Annotated in this window: 23 protein-coding genes; 5 read left to right on the top strand and 18 right to left on the bottom strand. The window is 41.4% G+C overall.

What is annotated here, in order from left to right; all coding sequences use genetic code 11:
* Positions 1-25 precede the first annotated feature (25 nt).
* The 3 genes from folE2 to G6R08_RS20775 all read left to right on the top strand — a co-directional run bounded on the left by folE2 (position 26) and on the right by G6R08_RS20775 (position 1599).
* The gene (folE2, locus tag G6R08_RS20785) at positions 26-964 is read left to right on the top strand and encodes a GTP cyclohydrolase FolE2 (RefSeq protein ID WP_163530839.1); all 939 of its coding nucleotides are present in this window, start codon (positions 26-28) and stop codon (positions 962-964) included.
* 6 nt (positions 965-970) lie between these two features.
* A complete protein-coding gene (yidD, locus tag G6R08_RS20780) occupies positions 971-1216 on the top strand; it encodes a membrane protein insertion efficiency factor YidD (protein WP_163530837.1) in 246 nt (81 codons plus the stop codon).
* A gap of 89 nt (positions 1217-1305) precedes the next feature.
* On the top strand, positions 1306-1599 hold the full coding sequence (locus tag G6R08_RS20775; RefSeq protein ID WP_163530835.1) for a HesB/YadR/YfhF family protein: 294 nt from the start codon (positions 1306-1308) through the stop codon (positions 1597-1599).
* 20 nt (positions 1600-1619) lie between these two features.
* Here the strand turns inward: G6R08_RS20775 and G6R08_RS20770 are convergent, their stop codons facing one another.
* The 6 genes from G6R08_RS20770 to acnA form a co-directional block, all read right to left on the bottom strand.
* Positions 1620-1928 (bottom strand): hypothetical protein, encoded by a 309-nt coding sequence (locus tag G6R08_RS20770; RefSeq protein ID WP_163530833.1) that lies wholly within the window; start codon positions 1926-1928, stop codon positions 1620-1622.
* Positions 1928-2353 (bottom strand): acyl-CoA thioesterase, encoded by a 426-nt coding sequence (locus tag G6R08_RS20765; RefSeq protein WP_163530831.1) that lies wholly within the window; start codon positions 2351-2353, stop codon positions 1928-1930. The genes G6R08_RS20770 and G6R08_RS20765 overlap by 1 nt, the downstream gene beginning before the upstream one ends.
* Before the next feature lie 9 nt (positions 2354-2362).
* Positions 2363-4624, bottom strand: coding sequence for an AAA family ATPase (locus G6R08_RS20760; RefSeq protein WP_163530829.1), 2262 nt, complete (start codon positions 4622-4624; stop codon positions 2363-2365).
* A 171-nt stretch (positions 4625-4795) separates the two neighbouring features.
* The gene (locus tag G6R08_RS20755) at positions 4796-4939 is read right to left on the bottom strand and encodes an FbpB family small basic protein (protein WP_163530826.1); all 144 of its coding nucleotides are present in this window, start codon (positions 4937-4939) and stop codon (positions 4796-4798) included.
* Positions 4940-4991: 52 nt separating this feature from the next.
* A complete protein-coding gene (locus G6R08_RS20750) occupies positions 4992-5594 on the bottom strand; it encodes a TlpA family protein disulfide reductase (protein ID WP_163530824.1) in 603 nt (200 codons plus the stop codon).
* Positions 5595-5851: 257 nt separating this feature from the next.
* The gene (acnA, locus tag G6R08_RS20745; protein WP_163530822.1) at positions 5852-8557 is read right to left on the bottom strand and encodes an aconitate hydratase AcnA; all 2706 of its coding nucleotides are present in this window, start codon (positions 8555-8557) and stop codon (positions 5852-5854) included.
* 270 nt (positions 8558-8827) lie between these two features.
* On the opposite strand from acnA, the gene G6R08_RS20740 reads away from it, so the two are divergent.
* Entirely contained in the window at positions 8828-9256 is a 429-nt protein-coding gene (locus G6R08_RS20740) for a DUF2621 domain-containing protein (RefSeq protein WP_163530820.1), read from the top strand.
* A gap of 92 nt (positions 9257-9348) precedes the next feature.
* Here G6R08_RS20740 and G6R08_RS20735 read toward each other — a convergent pair whose 3' ends face one another.
* From G6R08_RS20735 to G6R08_RS20700, 8 genes are all read right to left on the bottom strand, one after another.
* Positions 9349-9810 carry a CcdC family protein gene (locus G6R08_RS20735; protein ID WP_163530818.1) on the bottom strand — a complete coding sequence of 154 codons (462 nt, stop codon included), beginning with the start codon at positions 9808-9810 and terminating at the stop codon, positions 9349-9351.
* Between the two features lie 104 nt (positions 9811-9914).
* A complete protein-coding gene (locus G6R08_RS20730; protein ID WP_163530816.1) occupies positions 9915-10343 on the bottom strand; it encodes a Na(+)/H(+) antiporter subunit B in 429 nt (142 codons plus the stop codon).
* A gap of 65 nt (positions 10344-10408) precedes the next feature.
* The gene (locus G6R08_RS20725) at positions 10409-11113 is read right to left on the bottom strand and encodes a cytochrome c biogenesis CcdA family protein (RefSeq protein WP_163530814.1); all 705 of its coding nucleotides are present in this window, start codon (positions 11111-11113) and stop codon (positions 10409-10411) included.
* Positions 11114-11284: 171 nt separating this feature from the next.
* Complete coding sequence (locus tag G6R08_RS20720) at positions 11285-11512, bottom strand: YneF family protein (RefSeq protein ID WP_079529997.1); 228 nt, start codon at positions 11510-11512, stop codon at positions 11285-11287.
* 74 nt (positions 11513-11586) lie between these two features.
* Positions 11587-12012, bottom strand: a complete 426-nt coding sequence (gene sirA / locus G6R08_RS20715) for a sporulation inhibitor of replication protein SirA (RefSeq protein ID WP_163530812.1) — start codon at positions 12010-12012, stop codon at positions 11587-11589.
* A 149-nt stretch (positions 12013-12161) separates the two neighbouring features.
* A complete protein-coding gene (tkt, locus tag G6R08_RS20710) occupies positions 12162-14171 on the bottom strand; it encodes a transketolase (protein WP_163530810.1) in 2010 nt (669 codons plus the stop codon).
* A 182-nt stretch (positions 14172-14353) separates the two neighbouring features.
* The gene (locus tag G6R08_RS20705) at positions 14354-14587 is read right to left on the bottom strand and encodes a DUF896 domain-containing protein (RefSeq protein WP_163530808.1); all 234 of its coding nucleotides are present in this window, start codon (positions 14585-14587) and stop codon (positions 14354-14356) included.
* A 75-nt stretch (positions 14588-14662) separates the two neighbouring features.
* The gene (locus G6R08_RS20700; protein ID WP_163530806.1) at positions 14663-15322 is read right to left on the bottom strand and encodes a YneB family resolvase-like protein; all 660 of its coding nucleotides are present in this window, start codon (positions 15320-15322) and stop codon (positions 14663-14665) included.
* Positions 15323-15634: 312 nt separating this feature from the next.
* Here G6R08_RS20700 and lexA point away from each other — a divergent pair, with 312 nt between their 5' ends.
* Complete coding sequence (gene lexA / locus G6R08_RS20695) at positions 15635-16258, top strand: transcriptional repressor LexA (RefSeq protein ID WP_163530804.1); 624 nt, start codon at positions 15635-15637, stop codon at positions 16256-16258.
* An 88-nt stretch (positions 16259-16346) separates the two neighbouring features.
* Here the strand turns inward: lexA and glnA are convergent, their stop codons facing one another.
* The 4 genes from glnA to hflX all read right to left on the bottom strand — a co-directional run bounded on the left by glnA (position 16347) and on the right by hflX (position 20729).
* On the bottom strand, positions 16347-17678 hold the full coding sequence (glnA, locus tag G6R08_RS20690) for a type I glutamate--ammonia ligase (protein WP_163530802.1): 1332 nt from the start codon (positions 17676-17678) through the stop codon (positions 16347-16349).
* A gap of 18 nt (positions 17679-17696) precedes the next feature.
* The gene (locus tag G6R08_RS20685; RefSeq protein WP_163530800.1) at positions 17697-18098 is read right to left on the bottom strand and encodes a MerR family transcriptional regulator; all 402 of its coding nucleotides are present in this window, start codon (positions 18096-18098) and stop codon (positions 17697-17699) included.
* A gap of 118 nt (positions 18099-18216) precedes the next feature.
* A complete protein-coding gene (locus G6R08_RS20680; RefSeq protein ID WP_163530798.1) occupies positions 18217-19476 on the bottom strand; it encodes a methionine gamma-lyase family protein in 1260 nt (419 codons plus the stop codon).
* 14 nt (positions 19477-19490) lie between these two features.
* Entirely contained in the window at positions 19491-20729 is a 1239-nt protein-coding gene (gene hflX, locus G6R08_RS20675) for a GTPase HflX (RefSeq protein ID WP_163530796.1), read from the bottom strand.
* Between the last annotated feature and the right edge of the window lie 77 nt (positions 20730-20806).

Below are 20806 nucleotides of genomic sequence, written 5' to 3'. Positions count from 1 at the left end.
GAAGGTCAAAAAAGGAGTCATCGCTATGAATCAAACTGAATTGAATAAAAACAAACAACTCCCTTCAAAGAAGGAGCGACATAAACTTTTCGGCTCTGTGGATCCAGGGCCCCGTACGAAACCTGAACAAAAAGAGAAAATGGTGGATTTACAAAACTCCAAAAAGGATTTCTTATTTAACATCGATATGGTGGGCATTTCCAATGTGAAACACCCCATTCAAATTCCGAGTCAGCTCGTACCGCAAATTCAGACGACGATTGGAACGTTTTCTTTTGGCTCCTCGATCGCTCAAGGAAGCAAAGGAACCAATATGAGCCGTTTTACTGAGCAGCTCGATAAGTATCACCGTGAAGGATTTGCCATAGATATTGAAACGTTAAAAGCGTTTACAAAAGAACTGGCTGGTCGCTTGAAACAGGAAGATGCAGAAGTTGAGGTGTCTTTCCCATGGTTTTTCGAAAGAAAAGGTCCTTATTCTGACTTAGCTGGAATGAACCATGCCGATGCCACAATCAAAGTACTTTACGATCAAAACACGGGGTATGATGTAACAGTTGAGCTGACTGGTAAAATAACGACTTTATGTCCCTGCTCTAAAGAAATCAGTGAATATAGTGCTCATAACCAGCGCGGAAATGTATCAATGAGCGTAAAGCTTACTGAAGACTTTGATGAACAGCAAACTGATTGGAAAGCTGCTTTACTGGAAGCTGCAGAAAGTAATGCCAGTGCAAGAATTCACCCTGTGTTAAAACGTCCGGACGAGAAAATGGTCACAGAGCAAGCTTATGAGAATCCTCGCTTTGTTGAAGATATTGTCCGCCTTGTTGCTGCTGATTTGTATGAGTATAGCTTTGTGGAGGCTTTTGAGGTGAGCTGTCGTAATGAAGAATCTATTCATTTACATGATGCGGTTGCTACGTTAAGTTATGACAAAAAACAGGAAAAGACACCGAAGTAACAGCTCATGAAGTATATCCTAATTGGACCTATTACGTTCTACCGTAAGTTTATCAGCCCGTTGACACCACCTTCTTGCCGTTTTCAACCGACCTGTTCAGAATATAGCCTTGAATCTCTGAGAAGATTTGGTTTGTTGAAAGGAACTTACTTGACGATCCGGCGCCTGCTGAAATGCCACCCCTTTCATAAAGGAGGCTTTGATCCAGTTCCACTCCACAATCATCGCAGCAAAGAAGAATCGGAACGTTAAGTCAGGACGTGCATTCTATTGTGAATGTTTATCTCGCTGCGTTTAAGGATAGACAAGGTTATACGAGGCTTAGATGAGGAGATGAACTTATGAATTTAGTTGTAACAGAAGACGCAGCCAAATGGTATGAGAATGAATTAGATATCAATGAGGAAACCTCTATTCGGTTCTATGTTCGCTATGGAGGAGCGGGCGGTCTGCAGCCAGGCTTCTCACTGGCTATTCGTGAAGATGAAATGAGAGAGCCTCTCGCCACTGCGAAAGTCAACCATGTTGAATACTTCATTGAAAAAGATGACGAATGGTACTTTGATCAGCATTCATTAAAAGTTCAATTAGATGAAAAGTGGGATGAACCTGCATTTAAGTATGAAAAACAATAGACGCCGTCACGCGACGGCGTCTACTTTTTATCTAACGAAAATCGTCTAATTTGGTCCCATTGGTTCTCGCTTGCTAAGATAGAATATTGTCGGGCCCCAAATAGATCAAAATGCGGGTAAGAAGGATCTTGATGAATCCATTCTTTCTGCAATTTATACTGTTTTCCCCACTCGATTAATTTATTAATGTCTGAACAGCCTGCCTTCGTTACTGTATCACAGCCAGGGAACCTTTCATCAATCCAGTAATGAGTTAAGAAAGCAACCTCTCCGTTTTGAACCCGTCTTTTCCACTGTTGCAATTCCTGTCTTTTTACACCAAAGGCCATTACGCTTCTGACTCCATGGATTGAAGATAGGCTTCATGCCATTCGGGAAAGCTTCTGCGTATTGAAACCGGACGGAAGCTCTCCTGCTTTACAATCACATGTTTAGTTGTACCCTTCACAGCAGCTTCTCCACTCTCGTGTCTCACTTCATAACCATAGGTGATTCGAAGTCCATCATACGCTTCTACCCATGTCAGCACGTGGACATCATCACCATAACGGACAGGTTTTTGATAATGGATCGATACATCCACTACAGGAGAGTAAACCCCTCGCTGCTCAATTTCATGGTATTTAAAGCCAAGATCTTCAATAAATGCTGTTCGTCCTATCTCAAACCATACTAAATAATTTGCGTGGTACACTACCCCCATCATATCTGTTTCCTGATAGCGTACCTTGATTGTAGTCCTGTTTTGTTTCATTTCTTATGACTACTCCCTTCGAACGTTATGCCATGCATTTGTTAAATCATTTAGTGTGAGCGTGTTCCAACTGTCACTATCTTCTTCCATTAAACGGATGGCCTGATACTGAATCGCTTCATTGACTAAATTATTGATAAAACGACCATTTCCCTCTATTTTATGTGATTGAAACTGATGTAATAAATAGGGTTCAACTTCTTCGGACAGTTCATATCCATACTGTGAAGTTTGATAGATTAACATGTCCAACAGTTGCTGTTCATCATAATCTGGAAAAAACAAATATTTTTTAAAGCGTGATGATAACCCGGGATTGCTGGCAATCAATTGCTTCATCTCTTGTTGGTAGCCCGCTAATATAACGACAAGGTTCTCATTATGGCGCGTCATCTCGTCTACTAACGTTTCTATCGCCTCTTTGCCAAAATCATCACGCCCGCCATTATATAATCCATAGGCTTCATCGATAAAAAGCACACCGCCTAAAGCTTCACGAATTTTCCGCTTTGTCTTGATAGCTGTTTGACCAACATAGCCGGCAACGAGATCACTTCTAGAGACGACCACAACATGTCCTCGTTTTAACAACCCGCATTCTTTTAAAACTTGTGCATAGATATCTGCAACAGTTGTTTTCCCTGTACCCGGATTTCCAAAAAACACGGAGTGGAGCTGGATCGGTACAACTGGGTAGCCGCGTTCTTTTCTTTTTTGTTGAGAGTGTACAAATGCTGAAAGCTTTTTCACTTCTTCTTTTACATTGCTTAAGCCAATCAGTGACTTCAGACGCTCCATAGGTGATGTCGATGTTTCGTCAGGATTATCATCAAAGCTTAAATCTTTTTCTTGAATCCTCATATGATCCAGCCAATGATGTTTATCCTCTAACTGTTCGGAGGCACCTTTTTGGAAAATTGTTTTTAACACGAGGTTACGCACAGTTCGCGCATTGCCGAATGACTCATCCACTCGCTCTTTTTCAATGAGTGTTTCAAATAGTCTTAGTGCCTTTTCGGTAAAAAAGAAGTCATTCTCAAGGGCGATTGATTCAGCTATTTCCAGGAGCTCATTCATTTGATAATCTGGGAGTTCAATATGATTCTGCTCCGGAAACCTGCTGCGCAAACCCGTGTTGGACCATAGAAATTGTCTCATTTCTTCGGGGTATCCAGCTAGAATAACAGCAAATTTCCCGCCATATTCCTTGCTCGTCATCGCCGATACAAGCGTATCGATAACAGCCTGACCATAGTCGTTTCCTGTTTGGCCCTCTCGCTTCAAACTATAAGCTTCATCAATAAATAACACACCACCGACTGCCTGTTGAACGTAATTGAGTGTGTTTTCTTCACTTTGACCTACGTATGAGCCGACGAGATGGGAACGATTAACCTCTACTACTTCTCTCGTATCAAGGATACCCAAATCGTAATAGATATTCGCCAGTAAGCGGGCGATCGTTGTTTTCCCAGTGCCGGGGTTCCCTGTAATTATCATGTGAAGCCCAGGGTCATCCACCATAGAGAAGCCAAAACTTCTGCGCTGCTGCTGATATTTTAAAAATTGATAGTATCTCGTCATATATTTTTTTACGTCTTGCAATCCTACCATGTTTTCAAGTGATTCAATTGGATTGAGATCGACGGATACCGTTAAAAATGATGGCAAACGTTGATACAGTTCCCCCTGATATTCAGTAAGCTTTCTCGCCTTTTCATTTACTTGTTTTACCGGGATGTGAATACGGCGATGCTCTATGGAATCGAGAGCCTCAGCTAGAATTGCTTTTAAAGATGAAAGGTGCTCATATACTTCCTGATAAAGTTTGAGTCTATGACTGGTGGCATCAATTAAAGTTTTCGTCGCAAGCTCTTCATCCCACTGTTGCTGGACCGCATCCACATCATTGTACATAACTCGGGCTTTTTTCCCTTTAGTAGAATCGTGGTCTGTTTCGTGAAGCAGCCATTGTTCATAGGGCGTGTCCCTCAAAATCCGATAAGCTCTTAACAGCTGAATGGATTCGTATAGATCACGAACTAAAGAGTTATCAGGTTGAATGATCCGAGCCTCCTCAATAAACTGATCAGCAAGTGGATCCTTATCTTGATGACGCTGCATGCGATAGTATGCAAGCACGATGTAAAGACGTACTTTGATGTCCTGATCGAGTTCAACCTGATCATCCATCAGTTTTAATGCTTCAATTTCTGTTATGGGAGGTATTGCATCCAGACTGGTCCAATCTTTAAGGGTGGATTCATCCATGATTTCACATCCCTTCCTGGTAGTATGTAATAGATATGATTTAGAAGGTTAAGGTTAGATAACGCTCCCTTATCCCATTTGTCACTGTTCTTCATTTTAACATAGCCGTTCTTTAATGTAGATTAACTTGCCCGGGCCATTACGTTCATATAGAAAAAGCAGATCCCTCTTTTATGAAGGGATCTGCTTTATACGTTTACGGTGACGCTGCTCAATTCTTTCTTCAATTTGGTCCAATAACTTTTCGTCTTCTTTAATTAAACGAATATTTTCCTGAACTCGTTCGCTATAGGATAATTTGTGTCTTCTTCTCATGAGAATCTCTCCTTTAAGAACTAAGGATGCCCATAAGTGAGACAAAATATTCCTATTCTAATGCATTCATCATTTCTACCATGTAGTCATAACTCATCGGGCCTACTTTACGCGGCTGCTGAATGACACCATCTGTTCCAATAAAGTACGTAGTCGGAAGAGCAATAGCTTGATAATCGTTATTCACGCTTAGTTCTTTATCTAAGACTACTGGAAACGTATAGCCGCCTTCTTGGATATATTTTTCGACTTTATTTATACTGCTCTCAGATCCGGTGGCATTTACAGCAACAATCTTAATTTCGTCACCATATTGTTGATGAAACTTTTCCATTCTTGGCATTTCTTCACGACATGGAGGACACCATGTGGCCCAAAAGTTCAACATGACTTTTTGGCCGCGTAGATCAGATAAACTCAACGTTTCCCCATCGATCGTCTTTAACGTGAAATCTGGAGCCATTTCGCCCACTTCAAGGCCGTCAGGAGCGTTAGGCGGCGTGATGGCTGTCCCTTCCTGTGAAGGATCACCTGAAACATTATACTCAGCTGTCTCATCTGCAGCAGGATTCCTGTCTTCTTCTGTAAAAATATTAAAAACTACCACACCTAGTAATACAATTAAAAAGAGTCCTGCACCGATTTGTTTTCCCATTCATCACCCATCCCTTAAGTATTGATCATATATAGAAAGGACGCTTCTACTTATACATATCATAGCGAGTCAGCAGACATGCCTATTGAAACAAAATAGTATTAGGCTAAATCATAAAAATACAGTCGGTAAAGTGATTTCTCATACATAACAATATAAACCATATCAGTTCTTTGTAAAGCTTTGGTGCTTATTGTTTGAAAATATTTCATAAAAAAAGGTCCGCTCAAGTACGAGCGGACCTTTTTAGAAGCTATTTAGCTTAATTTATTTCGTAGTACCATTTGAAGAATTCCACCATGACGATAGTAATCTACTTCTACTTCACTATCGAAACGGGCAATAACATCAAATTCTTTCTTGTTACCTTCTTCATCTGTTGCCGTTACTTTCACTAAGTCGTGCGGCTTAACAGATTCATCAACTTGAACATCAATGGTTTCACGGCCCGTTAATCCTAGTGATTCGATCGTATCTCCATCTTTAAACTGCAGTGGCAATACGCCCATCATAACAAGGTTAGAACGGTGGATACGCTCGAAGCTTTGGGCTATAACCGTTTTAATGCCAAGAAGATCTGTTCCTTTAGCGGCCCAGTCACGGGAGCTTCCCATGCCGTAATCATCGCCAGCAATTACAGCAAGAGGTGTTTGATCCTCTTTATATTTCATCGCTGCAGTGTAAATCGGCATTACTTCTTCTGTCGGCCAGTACGTAGTAAATCCGCCTTCGGTACCAGGAGCTAACTGGTTACGAATACGAATGTTCGCAAATGTTCCGCGCATCATTACTTCATGGTTACCTCGGCGAGAACCGTAGGAGTTAAAGTTTCGCGGTGACACATCCTTCTCCTGTAAATACTCTCCTGCAGGCATATCTTTAGGAATTGCACCAGCTGGAGAAATATGGTCGGTTGTGACAGAATCGCCAAATTTACCCACTACACGCATACCAGAAAGTGGCTTAACCGTTTCTGGATCACGAGACAACCCTTCAAAGAATGGCGGGTTCTGGATATAAGTAGATTCTCCGTCCCAGTCGTAAAGCGGTTCGTCTGTTGTATTAATTTCATTCCACTTCTCGTTAGAGTTAAAGACATTTTCATACTCTTTACGGAAAATTTCAGGTGTTACTGCACGAGAAATTTCAGCTTTGATCTCCTCTTGTGTAGGCCAGATATCATCAAAATACACAGGTTCTCCATCTTTATCCGTACCTAGCGCCTCTTTCTTGAGATCGATATCAACCGTACCAGCAAGGGCATAAGCAACAACTAGCGGCGGTGAGGCCAAATAGTTTGCTTTGACCAGCGGGTGAATACGTCCTTCAAAGTTACGGTTTCCTGAAAGAACGGAAGATGCCGTTAGATCACTATCGGCAATCGCCTTTTCAATTTCAGGAAGCAATGGACCAGAGTTACCGATACATGTCGTACAGCCGTACCCTACAAGGTTAAACCCTAATTGGTTTAAATATGGCATTAAACCTGAATCCTCCAAGTAGCGCGTAACAACTTTAGAACCTGGTGCAAGGGATGTTTTCACATATTCAGGCACTTTAAGACCTTTTTCAGTTGCCTTTTTAGCTACTAAACCGGCACCTAGCATGACGTGCGGGTTTGAAGTGTTTGTACAAGAAGTAATCGCTGCAATAGCCAGTGCTCCTGTCTTCATAACAGCTTTCTTGCCGTTTTCGAATTTCACTTCAGCTTCTTTATCAAATTCAGACTCATCCAGACCAAAGCCATGGTTACCTGCCGGGCCAGTAATCGCTTTGTTAAAGGATTCCTTCATTTGAGAAAATGGAATTAAATCCTGTGGACGCTTAGGACCTGATAAGTTAGGTTCAAGCTCATTTAATTCAATTTCTACAAGTGATGTGAATTCTGGATCTTCCTGAGATGGATCATACCAAAGGTTGTTTTCTTTACAATACTTTTCAACAAGCTCGATCTGCTCTTCGCTGCGTCCAGTCAAACGTAAATATTCTAAAGATTCACCGTCTACAGGGAAGAACCCACAAGTAGCCCCATATTCTGGTGCCATGTTAGAAATTGTCGCACGATCAGCAAGCGGCATTTCCTGCAAGCCAGGACCGAAGAATTCAACGAATTTACCAACAACATTTTGTTCTCTTAGTTTCTGTGTAACTTTTAACGCTAAGTCCGTTGCAGTAGTTCCTTGTGGGAAGCTGCCGTTCAGCTTCACTCCAATAACTTCCGGCGCTGGGAAGTATGATGGCTGGCCAAGCATTCCTGCTTCTGCTTCAATACCGCCAACACCCCATCCTAACACACCAAGACCATTGATCATGGTTGTGTGGGAGTCTGTACCAACAAGTGTATCTGGATAAGTATCAACAGTGCCTTCATCGTTCTCTTTCGCATGAACGACATTTGCAATGTATTCTAAGTTTACTTGGTGAACGATTCCAGTTGCGGGAGGCACAGCGCGGTAGTTATTAAACGCCTTTTGAGCCCAGTGCAGGAACTCATAACGCTCCTGATTTCGTTCGAATTCTAATTCCATATTAATGTTCAATGAATCAGCTGTACCATATTTATCAACTTGTACAGAGTGGTCAATAACTAGATCCACCGGTACTTCTGGGTTGATTTCATCCGGGCTTCCTCCCATATCAACCATTGCTTTACGAAGTGAAGCAAGGTCAACAACAGCCGGAACCCCTGTGAAGTCCTGTAAAATAACACGGGAAGGTTTAAATGGAACATCTTCCCCTTTTGCTTTACTAGTTCCCCAGTTTGCTAGACTCTCCACGTGACTATCCTGAATCACACGTCCATCATGTTGACGGAGCAGAGACTCAAGCAGAATACGAATGGAGAAAGGCAGACGGGAAATCTTGCCATGTCCCGCATCTTCTAAGGCTTTTAAGTCGTAGTAGTTGTACGTTTTGCCATTTAAGTCGAATTGTTTGCGAGCATTAAATGCGCTGTTAGCCATATTCCTTTTACCCCCTCATCAAAATTAAATGGTGAGCTGTAAATCAGCATCCCCATTCCCCAAATTTGTACATTTGCTTCCTTTTTTCACGAAAGTTCACAAATAGGCACCATCTATTTTAAATGAAAACGATTAATATGTAAAACATTTAGACACCATTATTAGTATACCGACAGTTTTCTTACAAGATAACTGCTTGTCTTTCTTTGGCAATGCTTTTATAATTAGAGGAGCAGAAAAAATAAGCATAAAAACGAAACAGGTGATTGTATGTCAGGTGGCTTTGCCCTATTTATTATCGGGTGGATTGTCATCATGGTTGTTCTTATGGGAATTGGCGGCTTTTTTATGTTTCGTAAATTCCTTAAACGGATGCCTAAAGAAGATGGTAAGTCGACAATCGACTGGGAAGAACATTATATTGAGCAAACCATTCACATGTGGAACATCGAGCAAAAAGCCTTGCTTGAAGAACTTGTGAGCCCTGTGCCCGAACTTTTTCGTGATATAGCCAAACAGAAGATTGCGGGCAGAATTGGACAGGTGGCCCTGGAAAAGAAATGCTCTAAAATTACGCAGGATGTAATTATAGAAGGCTATATTCTCGCGACTCCTAAACGAGACCACAAATTTCTCATCAAGAAGCTAAAAGAAAAAGAAATCGATATTACCCCTTATCAACCTTTGTTTGAACGATAAAAAAGATCGGACCGCTAAACACGGTACGATCTTTTTTAGTTTGGCTTAGTATAAAAGAAGAAATCCTTATAGGAGACCTTCACATTTGCTGCTTATAACGTTTTTTCTAACTGTAAGTACTGTCTTAACATAGCCAGACGCCATGTGAAGATCATTCCAAAAGCAAGCAGAAAAAACATCCCGCTCATTTCTCCAAAAGCTATAGTCTGACCTATAATTAACTTTAGTATGATCCGTAAAATCAGTAACCCAAATAAAATAAATACAAATGCTTTTGAAGGCTTTAAATAGATGTTTTCTTCCCTTACTTCAAATTTTGAGGTCCGAATCAGAAAAATCGAAAAGATCACACCTACTAAAACAGCCTCTGCAACTTGTCCCCACCCAACGCGGAAGACTGGAAATAAAAACATGAAGGCCCCGGTGCTCATAAAAAGCGGCGGTAAAATGATTTTTTTCACACTGGCCGGCTTTTTAGCTGCCCTTAGACGAACAAAAATCATGACCGTGGCCATACATGCGGCTACTACTGTGCTTGAAATTATCCAAAACATAAAGTTTTCACTCTTTCTTCCGATTCCTGATCAATAATAATCATGGAGTACACTCCACTAACGCGCCCGCAAATCCCTGCGATTTAGATTCTTTTTAGCAAAAATTAGTCCCGGTCCTCTGCCACAGCCAAAATGATCGTCATGGAAATCCCGATTACCGTCAAGTACACACCTAAATCAAATAATAGAGCTGTAGCCAGCTCTGTTCGGCCAAGAACAGGAAGTTGAAAATAGGCAAACGTGTGACTTAAAAAAGGTTCTCCAAATATAAATGATCCGATCCCTGTAGCAACAGCGATTAATAATCCAGTAAAGATCATATACCGAAAGTTAACACGAATAACCTTCTCCATTGCTTTAAGCCCATATGCCATGTACATCAAGACTAGTGCTGCAGCAGCCATCAATCCGCCTATGAAGCCTCCTCCTGGCGCGTTGTGGCCGGCAAAAAATAAATAAGCTGAGAACCCGAACAGGATGAACGCAATAAGGGAGGTAGTTGTTCTTAAAATTAAATCATTCGTCCTAATCATAAATAAACTCCTTATACAGTTTCAATATCTTCATCATAATATAAAATCCATTGGAATGCTATGATTTACAAGCCTTGGAACCCAAATAAACCAGCAAGATAAGAAGTCAGCTTCGCCATCCAATCAAAATACAAAGCAACTCCCATCAGAATCATAATATACCCGCCGATTTTCATAATTTTTCCACTATGTCGTTTGATCCAATCCAATTTTCCAACAAAGAAAGATAGAACGAAGAACGGAATAGAAAAACCCAGGGAGTAGGAAATCATCATAACGAGAAATAACTCGGGACTGTTTGAAGCCAGTCCTAATACAGCTGCCAATATCGGTCCCATGCAAGGTGTCCAGCCTAACGAGAAAGTAAGTCCAATAATAAAAGAACCTATATAGCCGGCAGGCCGGTTTTTAAAAGTGATCTTATGATCCTGCATAAGGAATTTAAAATTAAATACCCCGATAATCACAAAACCAAAGAAAATCACAAGAATAGCTCCCAACCTTCTTATGATTGCTTCGTTTTGGATGAAAAATTGCGAAAATAACGATCCAGAAAAACCTAAGATCAGAAAAATCGTAGTAAAGCCAAGCAAGAATAGAATGGTATGAACCATGCTTCTTTTCTTAAGCATACCATTATCTTCTTTTAACTCACTTACACTCATTCCGGTTATGTAGGAAAGAAATACGGGATACAAAGGTAAAACACATGGTGATATAAAAGAAAGAAAGCCTGCTCCAAAAGCTAATAAAATATTCACATCTGTCATAACACGGCCCCCAATTGTAGACTCGAACCTTATTGTATCAAATCAGCTTTTAAAAAACGATGAATCAAATGTGAACATATCATGAAGTATGCCCATATCCCCTTTCAAAAACTCCACCATCCACAAAAAAACCTTCTCTTCATATGGTATGAAAGAGAAGGTCCCGACTTGTTATTTGTTCTGCTGATTGTTCATAGCCCGCATCATTTGATTGATCTTCTTCTGTGATGGCTTCTGTCCCATCTGCATCATCATTGTACGCAACATTTGTTCATTAATTGGCGGGTTCTTCTTTAAATAGTTCATCATATATTTTCTCGCGATGAAAAAGCCCAAGGCTACTCCACCTACGAGGGCCAAGACGGCAATGATAATAACCCAAACTATGCCTAAAGTCATCTCTACGTCTTCCTCCTTCGTGTTGTCTCCCATAACAGTATAGTAAAATGCTCACAGTAATACAATAGACCATTTTACGATAACAAACGCTGACTTGAAAGAGGGGAAATCCATCCGTAATGCTCTCCACTTTCTTCTACAATAAAAAACGACTGATCGCACATCCTTAATGGTTGAAATAACACTCGTTCTGCTTGCCAGAGACTGTCACACTGTAATAGACAACTGCTATTCTTTTTGATAATGATATCATAATTTTGCCCGCGTTTGAATAATTCTCCATTCGCATTAATAGAGAATGGTGTGTTGCGCAAGCCATTATAGCGATCCGCAAACCATTGCTTAAACGAGAAATCTTCCGTTATATAATCTAATTGCTTTTGGAGCAGCCCTGAATGAGGGGCATGTAAGCATTCTTCGAAAAATCGCTTAATTAATTCTACTTTATAATAATAGTGTTCGCACACTTCTTGTTTAATCGCATAAATGACAAATTGCATAGCTCTATCACTCCTTGCTCATGATTATACAGAGCATAGAGCGAATAATTTGTCACATTATGGCTTACTTGATCTACGATTTTTGTCAGAATTATAAAAACTTAAAAGGGGACTACCGCATACTAGCATGCAGTAGTCCGCTGCTGTACTTATTTGTTCATTAAACTCTCAGCATGTTTGACGACATTTTCTACTGTAAAGCCATAATTTTTGATGACTTCATCTCCTGGTGCGGATGCTCCGAATGTATCAATTCCGATGACGGCTCCATCAAGACCGACATAACGCTCCCAGCCAAATGATGCTCCCATTTCAATAGCCAGACGATTTCTAACAGCATTTGGTAAAACCTTTTCCTGATATTCCCGGGTTTGCTGTCTAAAGCGATCAAATGATGGGATACTCACTACCCTTACGTCATACCCTTTTGTCTTAAGTTCGGATTGAGCATTCACTGCCAATTGTACTTCAGAACCTGAAGCAAGCAAAATGCCATCAGGTGTTTCCTTATCAGAATCGCTAAGGATATACGCCCCGTGCTTCACGCCCTCATAGGCTTTCTCTTTTGTACCTTCAAGTGTCGGTAACCCTTGACGTGTCAGCACTAGAGCTGTAGGTGTCGTGTTTGACTCAAGAGCAATTCTCCAAGCAGCACTTGTCTCATTTCCATCTGCCGGACGAAGCAGTGATAGGTTTGGAATTGCTCTTAAGGAAGCAAGTTGTTCAACAGGTTCATGAGTTGGGCCGTCTTCTCCAACAGCTACTGAGTCATGAGTGAATACATAGTTTACAGGTAAATTCATGATAGCAGATAAACGCAATGCCGGACGCAGGTAGTCACTAAAGACAAAGAATGTTCCAGCATAAACCTTTAAACCGCCGTGAAGAGCCATACCGTTTAACGCACAGGCCATAGCAAACTCTCGAACGCCAAACCATACATTACGGCCTGAATAATCGTTGCGGGAGAAATCTTCTTCTCCCTCTACTGTTGTTTTGTTAGAACCGGCTAGATCAGCACTTCCTCCAAAAAAGTAAGGCACTGTTTTAGATAAAGCGTTTATAACTTTTCCGGAAGCTGCACGAGTTGCCAGGCTATCTTCGCCAGCCGTAAATGATGGAAGACTTTCCTGCCAATTATCCGGAAGGTCGCCATTGATGGCTTGCTCAAGTTCCTCTCCAAGCTCAGGGTATGCTTCCTTGTATTGTTTCATAAGGTCATTCCACTGCGCTTCTTTCTCTTCACCATTTTCCTGTACTTTTGATTTGAAGTCATTATAAACTTCATCTGGTACATGAAATTGTTCTTCGTGCTCCCAGTTATAATGCTGTTTCGCGGCCGTAATTTCTTCTTCACCCAGGGGTGCACCGTGAGCAGCAGATTTACCCGATTTATTAGGGGAGCCGTACCCGATCACTGTTTTAACTTCAATCATGGTTGGCTGCTCTGTATTTAGTTTTGCCTGCTCAATTGCCTGAGCAATGGTTTCAGTATCTGTACCGTCTTCAACGCGAATGACTTGCCAGCCATAAGCTTCATAACGTTTTTCAACACTTTCACTAAAGGAACGGTCTAAGTCGCCGTCTAGGGAAATATCGTTTGAATCATAAAGGACAATTAACTTCCCTAGCCCTAGATGCCCGGCTAAAGAAGCAGACTCTTGAGACACGCCTTCCATCAAGTCACCATCGCCACAAATGGAGAATGTATAATGATCTACAACATTATAGTTGTCGCGATTATATTTAGCTGCCAGATGAGCTTCTGCCATCGCCATACCCGTGGCCATGGAAATTCCTTGTCCTAATGGTCCAGTGGTGGCTTCTACCCCATCAGTATGGCCTACTTCTGGATGACCAGGGGTTTTTGAATCCCACTGACGGAACGATTTAATGTCCTCAATCGTGACATTATAGCCAGAAAGATGCAGCAGACTGTAAAGAAGCATAGATCCATGTCCCGCTGATAACACGAAACGATCCCGATTGAACCAATCCGAATTCTTCGGGTTATGGTTCATATATTGGGTCCAAAGTGTATATGCCATTGGAGCGGCACCCATCGGCATTCCCGGATGCCCCGATTGTGCTTTTTCAACTGCGTCAATCGTAAGTGTTCGTATTGTATTAATAGATGTCTGTTCAAGGCTTGCTGCCATGTAAACATTCTCCTTTCAAATTCCGTATATGTACCATGTATAATCCTATAATGAAAATGAACAAGTGACAAGCATTGTTATCGTTTTTTCTACAATTTCTCTTAAACTTCTCAAGTATTTTTCCCCAGTTTCTCTAAGATAAACAAAAATACCGCACCCTATAATCGGTACGGCATTTCTTATTAATGCTTTTTCTCGTTTCGCTGCATCTTTTTAACCTTTTCTGGTGTAACATCATTGCCTTCTGGATCAACAACTGTCATACCCTTAAGCTGGTTTTTGAAGGAGCTTCGAACATTTTTCAGATATTCCTGACGCAGCTTTTTCTGCTCCTCTTTTTCAGCTTTATTAAGGCCTTCCTGTTTTGATTTATTGGCTAGTTCATTGATTCTGTTAAGCTTTTCATTAGATAACATTTTGCCCATACCCCCTTACCTGGTATTCGCCATGAAAAACACAAGCGCCAAAAGACCCTTGTTCTATTTCATATATTACCTGTCCTCTTGCTGTTTTTCAAGGGAGACGAACTCCTGATACCTGCGATGAACGGTTGCTTTGGAAACATCATAGCCGAGTCCTCGCAACGTTGCCGCTATTTCTTTAAAAGTTAACTTGTTGTTTCTTAAACGCACCACTTCTTCTATCGGAAAAACAAGCCGTTCTCTTCCTGGAGCCAAGTGCTGATTCGATAAGTTATGACTAGGATCGTATCCTTCCTGGACAGCCTTTCTCATTCCTCTCTTAATCTTCATATTATGTATCTTTCGCTGGTATTCTTCAACGATCCCTACAATCTGTAAAACCATCGAATCTGATTCAGAAATTTGTAATTCCCCTTCATGGGAAAGTGAATAAATACGAATTCCGAGCTTTTGCAGCTGATGAAAAAGGGCAATTTTTGTGTTCCCTCTACCTAACCTTGTCTCATCTTGAATAAGAAGGGCCTCTGCTCGTCCATCTGCAAAATGGTCTAATAAGCGGAAGACACCTTCTCTTTCGATTTCATAACCGCTGGCTTGCTCTTCAATGCAATCTACTATTTCTATGGATTGATGCTCAGCCAACTGCATTAATTCACTCCGTTGTCTTTTTAAGGAAGATACCTGTGCTTCCTTCTCAGTACTTACTCGACAATAAAGAACTGCTTTCATGATGCCTCACCTCTTGATTGAATCAAATCAAGGATAACTTACTTATATACTTGTGACCATAGAGAAATATAAAAAAGCTAAACTGGCCGCAAACAATAGAATATACGTAATATCGAGCTTAGAAAGTTTGTTAAACATATGATCCATCCTCCCGATTAGAACAATCGTTCTTAGAAACGTTTGTTCGCGTTTGTTACTTTTATTATATACGAACAGTCGTTCTTGTCAAGTTTTTTCGAACGCTTGTTTGCGTTTTTTAAAACCGCATGGTACAATGTGGTTACTATAATCCTATGTACGAGGTGGCAGTCTATGAATAAACTTTCAAAACGTCAGCAAGCAATACTAGATTTTATTAAAGAACAGGTATTATTGAAGGGCTATCCTCCTTCCGTAAGAGAAATTGGACAATCTGTCGGCCTTGCTTCAAGCTCAACCGTTCATGGTCATCTTTCTCGACTAGAGAAAAAAGGTTATTTAAGGAGAGACCCTACGAAACCGAGAGCCATAGAAGTAATTGATTTAGAAGAAGACCAGAGCATCCCAAGGGGCGAAGCTTCCTATGCCCCGGTTATCGGTACGGTAACAGCTGGGTCACCAATCACTGCTATAGAAAACATTGAAGAGTATGTGCCTCTCCCAGACTCTTTGGCAGGAGCAGATGAAAATACTTTCGTACTTGTTGTTCAAGGAGAGAGTATGATTGAGGCGGGTATTCTAAATGGAGATATGGTTATTGTCCGCCAACAGCAAACTGCTGAAAATGGCGACATCGTCGTGGCTATGACAGAAGAGGAAGAAGCTACCGTTAAACGATTTTTCAAAGAGAAAACGCATATTCGATTACAGCCTGAGAACGCAACAATGGAACCGATTATACTAGATGATGTTTCGATACTAGGCAAAGTAGTCGGCCTTTATCGCACGGTCCATTAAAAAATCCGGGAGCCGATCAATGGCTCCCGGATTTTTAATGGACAACATAAAAAGCCCCATGAGCCAGGCGGCTTCATGGGGACCATTATTAATAGGTTTGTAAATACTGTTCGCGCTCCCAAGGATGGACTTGCGTACGGAACATATCCCATTCAATTTCTTTAGCTTCAATAAAATGTTCAAACAAATGCTCACCAAGAGCTTTTACCATGACTTCATCAGACTGCAGCTCAAGAAGCGCGTCAGAAAGTGTTGCAGGTAAATCTTTAACGCCGTGTGCTTCACGCTCTTTTTTGTCCATTACATAAATATTGCGATCAACGGGAGCAGGAGCTTCCAGCTTGTTCTCGACACCATCGAGTCCAGCAGCAAGCAGTACGGCCATAGCCATATACGGATTAGCTGCAGGGTCAACACTGCGCACTTCAATACGTGTACTCAGACCGCGCGAAGTCGGAACACGAACGAGCGGGCTGCGGTTTTGGCCGGACCATGCCACATAACAAGGAGCTTCATAACCAGGAACCAGACGCTTATAAGAATTGATCGTTGGATTGGTTACGGCTGTGAAGTTAGTCGCATGCTTCACAATACCCGCTGTAAATTGATAAGCTACATCAGATAGCTGCTCTTTGCCGTTTTCGTCAAAGAAAGCATTCCCATTTTCATTAAATAATGACATATTGGCATGCATCCCTGAGCCGTTCACACCGAACAATGGCTTAGGCATGAATGTTGCGTGTAATCCGTGCTGGCGGGCAATTGTTTTAACAGCTAATTTAAAGGTCTGAATGTCATCACAATGCTTCACTGCATCAGAATATTTGAAATCGATCTCATGCTGGCCTGGAGCCACTTCGTGGTGAGAAGCTTCGATTTCAAAGCCCATCTCCTCTAACTCGAGCACGATATCACGGCGGCAATTTTCTCCTAAGTCAGTTGGGGCCAAATCAAAGTACCCGCCTTTATCGTTCAGCTCCATGGTAGGATCACCGTTCACATCAAGTTTAAATAGGAAAAATTCAGGCTCTGTTCCAATGTTAAAAGCGTTGAATCCTAGCTCTTCCATCTTCTTCAGGTTACGTTTTAAATTGTAACGCGGGCATCCTTCAAATGGTGTCATATCAGGGTTATAAATATCACAGATAAAGCGTGCAACTTTTCCCTTTTCAGATGACCAAGGGAACACAACGAATGTATCAAGATCTGGAACTAAGTACATATCTGATTCTTCAATACGAACAAAACCTTCGATGGAAGATCCGTCAAACATCATCATACCTTCAAGAGCTTTATCTACTTGACTTACTGGTATTTCCACGTTCTTAATCGTACCTAGCATATCCGTGAATTGTAATCGGATAAACTTTACATTTTCCTCATCAATCTTCTTGAAAATCTCATCTCTTGTTAATCCCATGTGTCTCCTCCTATGTCTTTAGTGGAAGAATCTAGATAATTCTCCCTGCCTTATACTAGCCTTGCCCTGCCTCCCCGCGGTGAAAAGTTCTTGTTGTAACATACGGCGAAGTTCTTTGTCAGTGAGTTCATTGCGAACTTCCACTTCTTCACCACTGTATGTTTCCTTCTCCGGCTGATGGGTAAGTGTAAGCACCTGTTTAATTCCAGCCATGTTCACACCTTTTTCTATAAGGTCCTTAATCTCAAGCAAACGATCGACATCATTAAATGAAAAAAGCCGCTGATTGCCGTTTGATCTTACTGGATTTACTAACTGATGCTGTTCATAATACCTAACTTGCCGGGCAGAAAGATCAGTTAAGGATTGTACAATCCCCATCGGGAACAACGGCATGGAACGACGAACTTGATCACTCATCGATTTGCCACCCCCAAAAGAAATTCTACCACTATTATATAGCTATTGTAATTAATGTGTCAAGTTATGTTAGATAAGCTAACATGAATTTGTATATAAAAACTGAAGACGATAGCCTTCAGTTTTTTAAGGATGTTTTGGGTTGGGCAAAGCCTGATTGGATTAATTTTTCTGCAGCTCGGCCAACAGCAATTTTAACGTGAGCATATGTTAATCCGCCCTGAACAAAAGCTGTATAAGGCGCTCTAAGAGGGCCGTCAGCAGTCAGCTCTAAACTAGCTCCTTGTATGAACGTCCCTGCTGCCATAATGACATCACTTTCATAACCAGGCATTGGACTTGGATGCGGCGTTACATGAGAATTAATCGGCGAGGCTCCCTGGATGGCCTGACAAAATTGAACCATCTGTTCAGCATTATCAAAATCAACTGATTGGATGAGATCCGTTCGCGGTTCATCAAATCGTGGTGAAGTAGAAAACCCAAGCGAATCAAGAAGCTTCGCTGTAAAAATAGCCCCTTTCAACGCCTCTCCAACGACATGAGGAGCTAAAAATATTCCCTGATACATCTCTTGTAATGTATTTAAACTGGCTCCTGTTTCTTTACCTAAACCAGGAGCAGTTAATCGATAACTGCACAACTCAATTAACTGTTTTCTTCCAGCAATATAACCGCCGATCCGCGCAAGGCCTCCACCTGGATTTTTAATGAGTGAGCCCGCTATAAGGTCGGCTCCCACTTCTACAGGTTCCTGTTCCTCGACAAATTCACCATAGCAATTATCTACAAACACAACGACATCGTTTTTTAAAGATCGAACATAACGAATCATCTGTTCAATTTCACTTATTGTGAAGGATGGTCGATCCGCATAACCTTTAGATCGCTGAATGGCGACAACCTTTGTCCGTTCCGAAACCGCATCTTTCACTAAACCCAGATCCACTTCCCGGTTATCCTTTAAAGGAACGGCTTGATAAGTAATCCCGAAATCAGCCAATGATCCTTTATCCTGCCCCTCTTTACCTCCGATAACTTCCTCTAACGTATCATACGGTTCTCCGGTGATATATACGAGCTCATCTCCTGGTCTTAAAACACCGAAAAGGGCTGTGGTAATAGCATGTGTCCCTGAAATTATTTGCGGTCTGACAAGAGCATCTTCCGCTGAAAAAATCTCTGCATACAGCTCTTCCAGAGTATCTCTTCCGAAATCATCATATCCATAGCCTGTAGTGGGGTTGAAATGAGAATCGGACACTTTTAACTTTTGAAAAGCATCCAGTACTTTTTGTTGATTTTTTTCTACTAATACTTGTATACCTTCGTGCTGCGAACGAATTTGATGCTCTGCTGATTCTATATATTCATTCATCTTTCTCTTCCTAACTATTGTATAATCTTATTTTTCAGTGGATGATCCGGACGGATAAAACCATGCAATGCATATCCTTCCTGGTCTTCATGAAACTTAACCGAGGCAACAATACTGCCTTGTTTAAATTGCTGAAGCTGTTTTCCGTCTGAAGCAGGGATAAACACGTTATATTCATACCATTCTTCTTTTAAAACACTCTCTACTTTATCAAGAATTCGCTTGATATCAATCGGGTCTTGCACGCTTACCGTCAAGGACGGGAAAGCATTCGGGATGAAGTCATCTTGCAGGAGATCCCTTTTATTATAAACAGTCAGGGAAGGCAGATGATCTGCTTGCAGATCCTTCAAAAGTTTATGGACCGTCTTTTCCTGTTCTAAATGGTCTGGATGAGAGGAATCCACCATATGAATAATAAAATCCGCTTCCGTCACTTCTTCTAATGTTGAACGGAAAGCCGCAATTAATGTTGTTGGCAGGTCTTGAATGAAACCAACTGTATCAGAAATAAGCGCCTTAAACCCCGAAGGCAGACTGACCTGCCGCGTTAATGGATCGAGTGTAGCAAACAGCAGGTCCTCTTCAAACGAATCACTATCTGTCACTTTATTAAAAAATGTAGATTTACCGGCGTTCGTATACCCTACGATTGCTATTTGAAAGGCATAGTTATCTTCGCGCCTTTTTCGATATTGGTTCCGTTGTTTTACAACGGTTTGAAGACGGCGTTTAATATCATCAATACGACGCTGAATATGACGCCTATCCGTCTCCAGCTTCGTTTCACCAGGCCCTCTCGTCCCAATTCCGCCGCCAAGTCTAGAAAGCTCCGTACCTTGCCCAGCAAGTCTCGGCAGTAAATATTGCAGCTGAGCAAGTTCAACTTGGAGCTTACCTTCCTTGGTTCGTGCGCGGCGTGCAAATATATCTAAAATAAGCTGACTGCGGTCAATGACTCTCCTCTCCAAACGATCAGAGATATTCCGCAGTTGACCAGGCGATAATTCGTCATTAAAAACAACGATATCAATATACGCTTCACTCTGGTCCATTTCTTCTTTTATTTCAGCTAGCTTTCCTTCACCAATGTAAGTAGCCGGCTGAATTCGTTCTCGCTTCTGAACCATGATTTTTTTAACTTCTCCTCCGGCGGTTTCCGTTAACGATCGCAACTCCTCCAGAGAAGAAGTAAACCGTTCCTCTTGTTGAGCAGGGTCTTTTCTTGCCACGAGTATAATTTGTTCTTTCATTCCTATTGGATTCACCCTTTTCTTTATGAAACATGTTTGTTCTATCATATCAGAGAAGGTGGATGAATACACAATTC

It is taken from the genome of Halobacillus ihumii, assembly GCF_902726645.1.
GTDB classification, from domain to species: domain Bacteria; phylum Bacillota; class Bacilli; order Bacillales; family Halobacillaceae; genus Halobacillus_A; species Halobacillus_A ihumii.
Note: the sequence above shows the minus strand (reverse complement) of the source record. Positions and strands in the feature narration are given on the sequence as shown.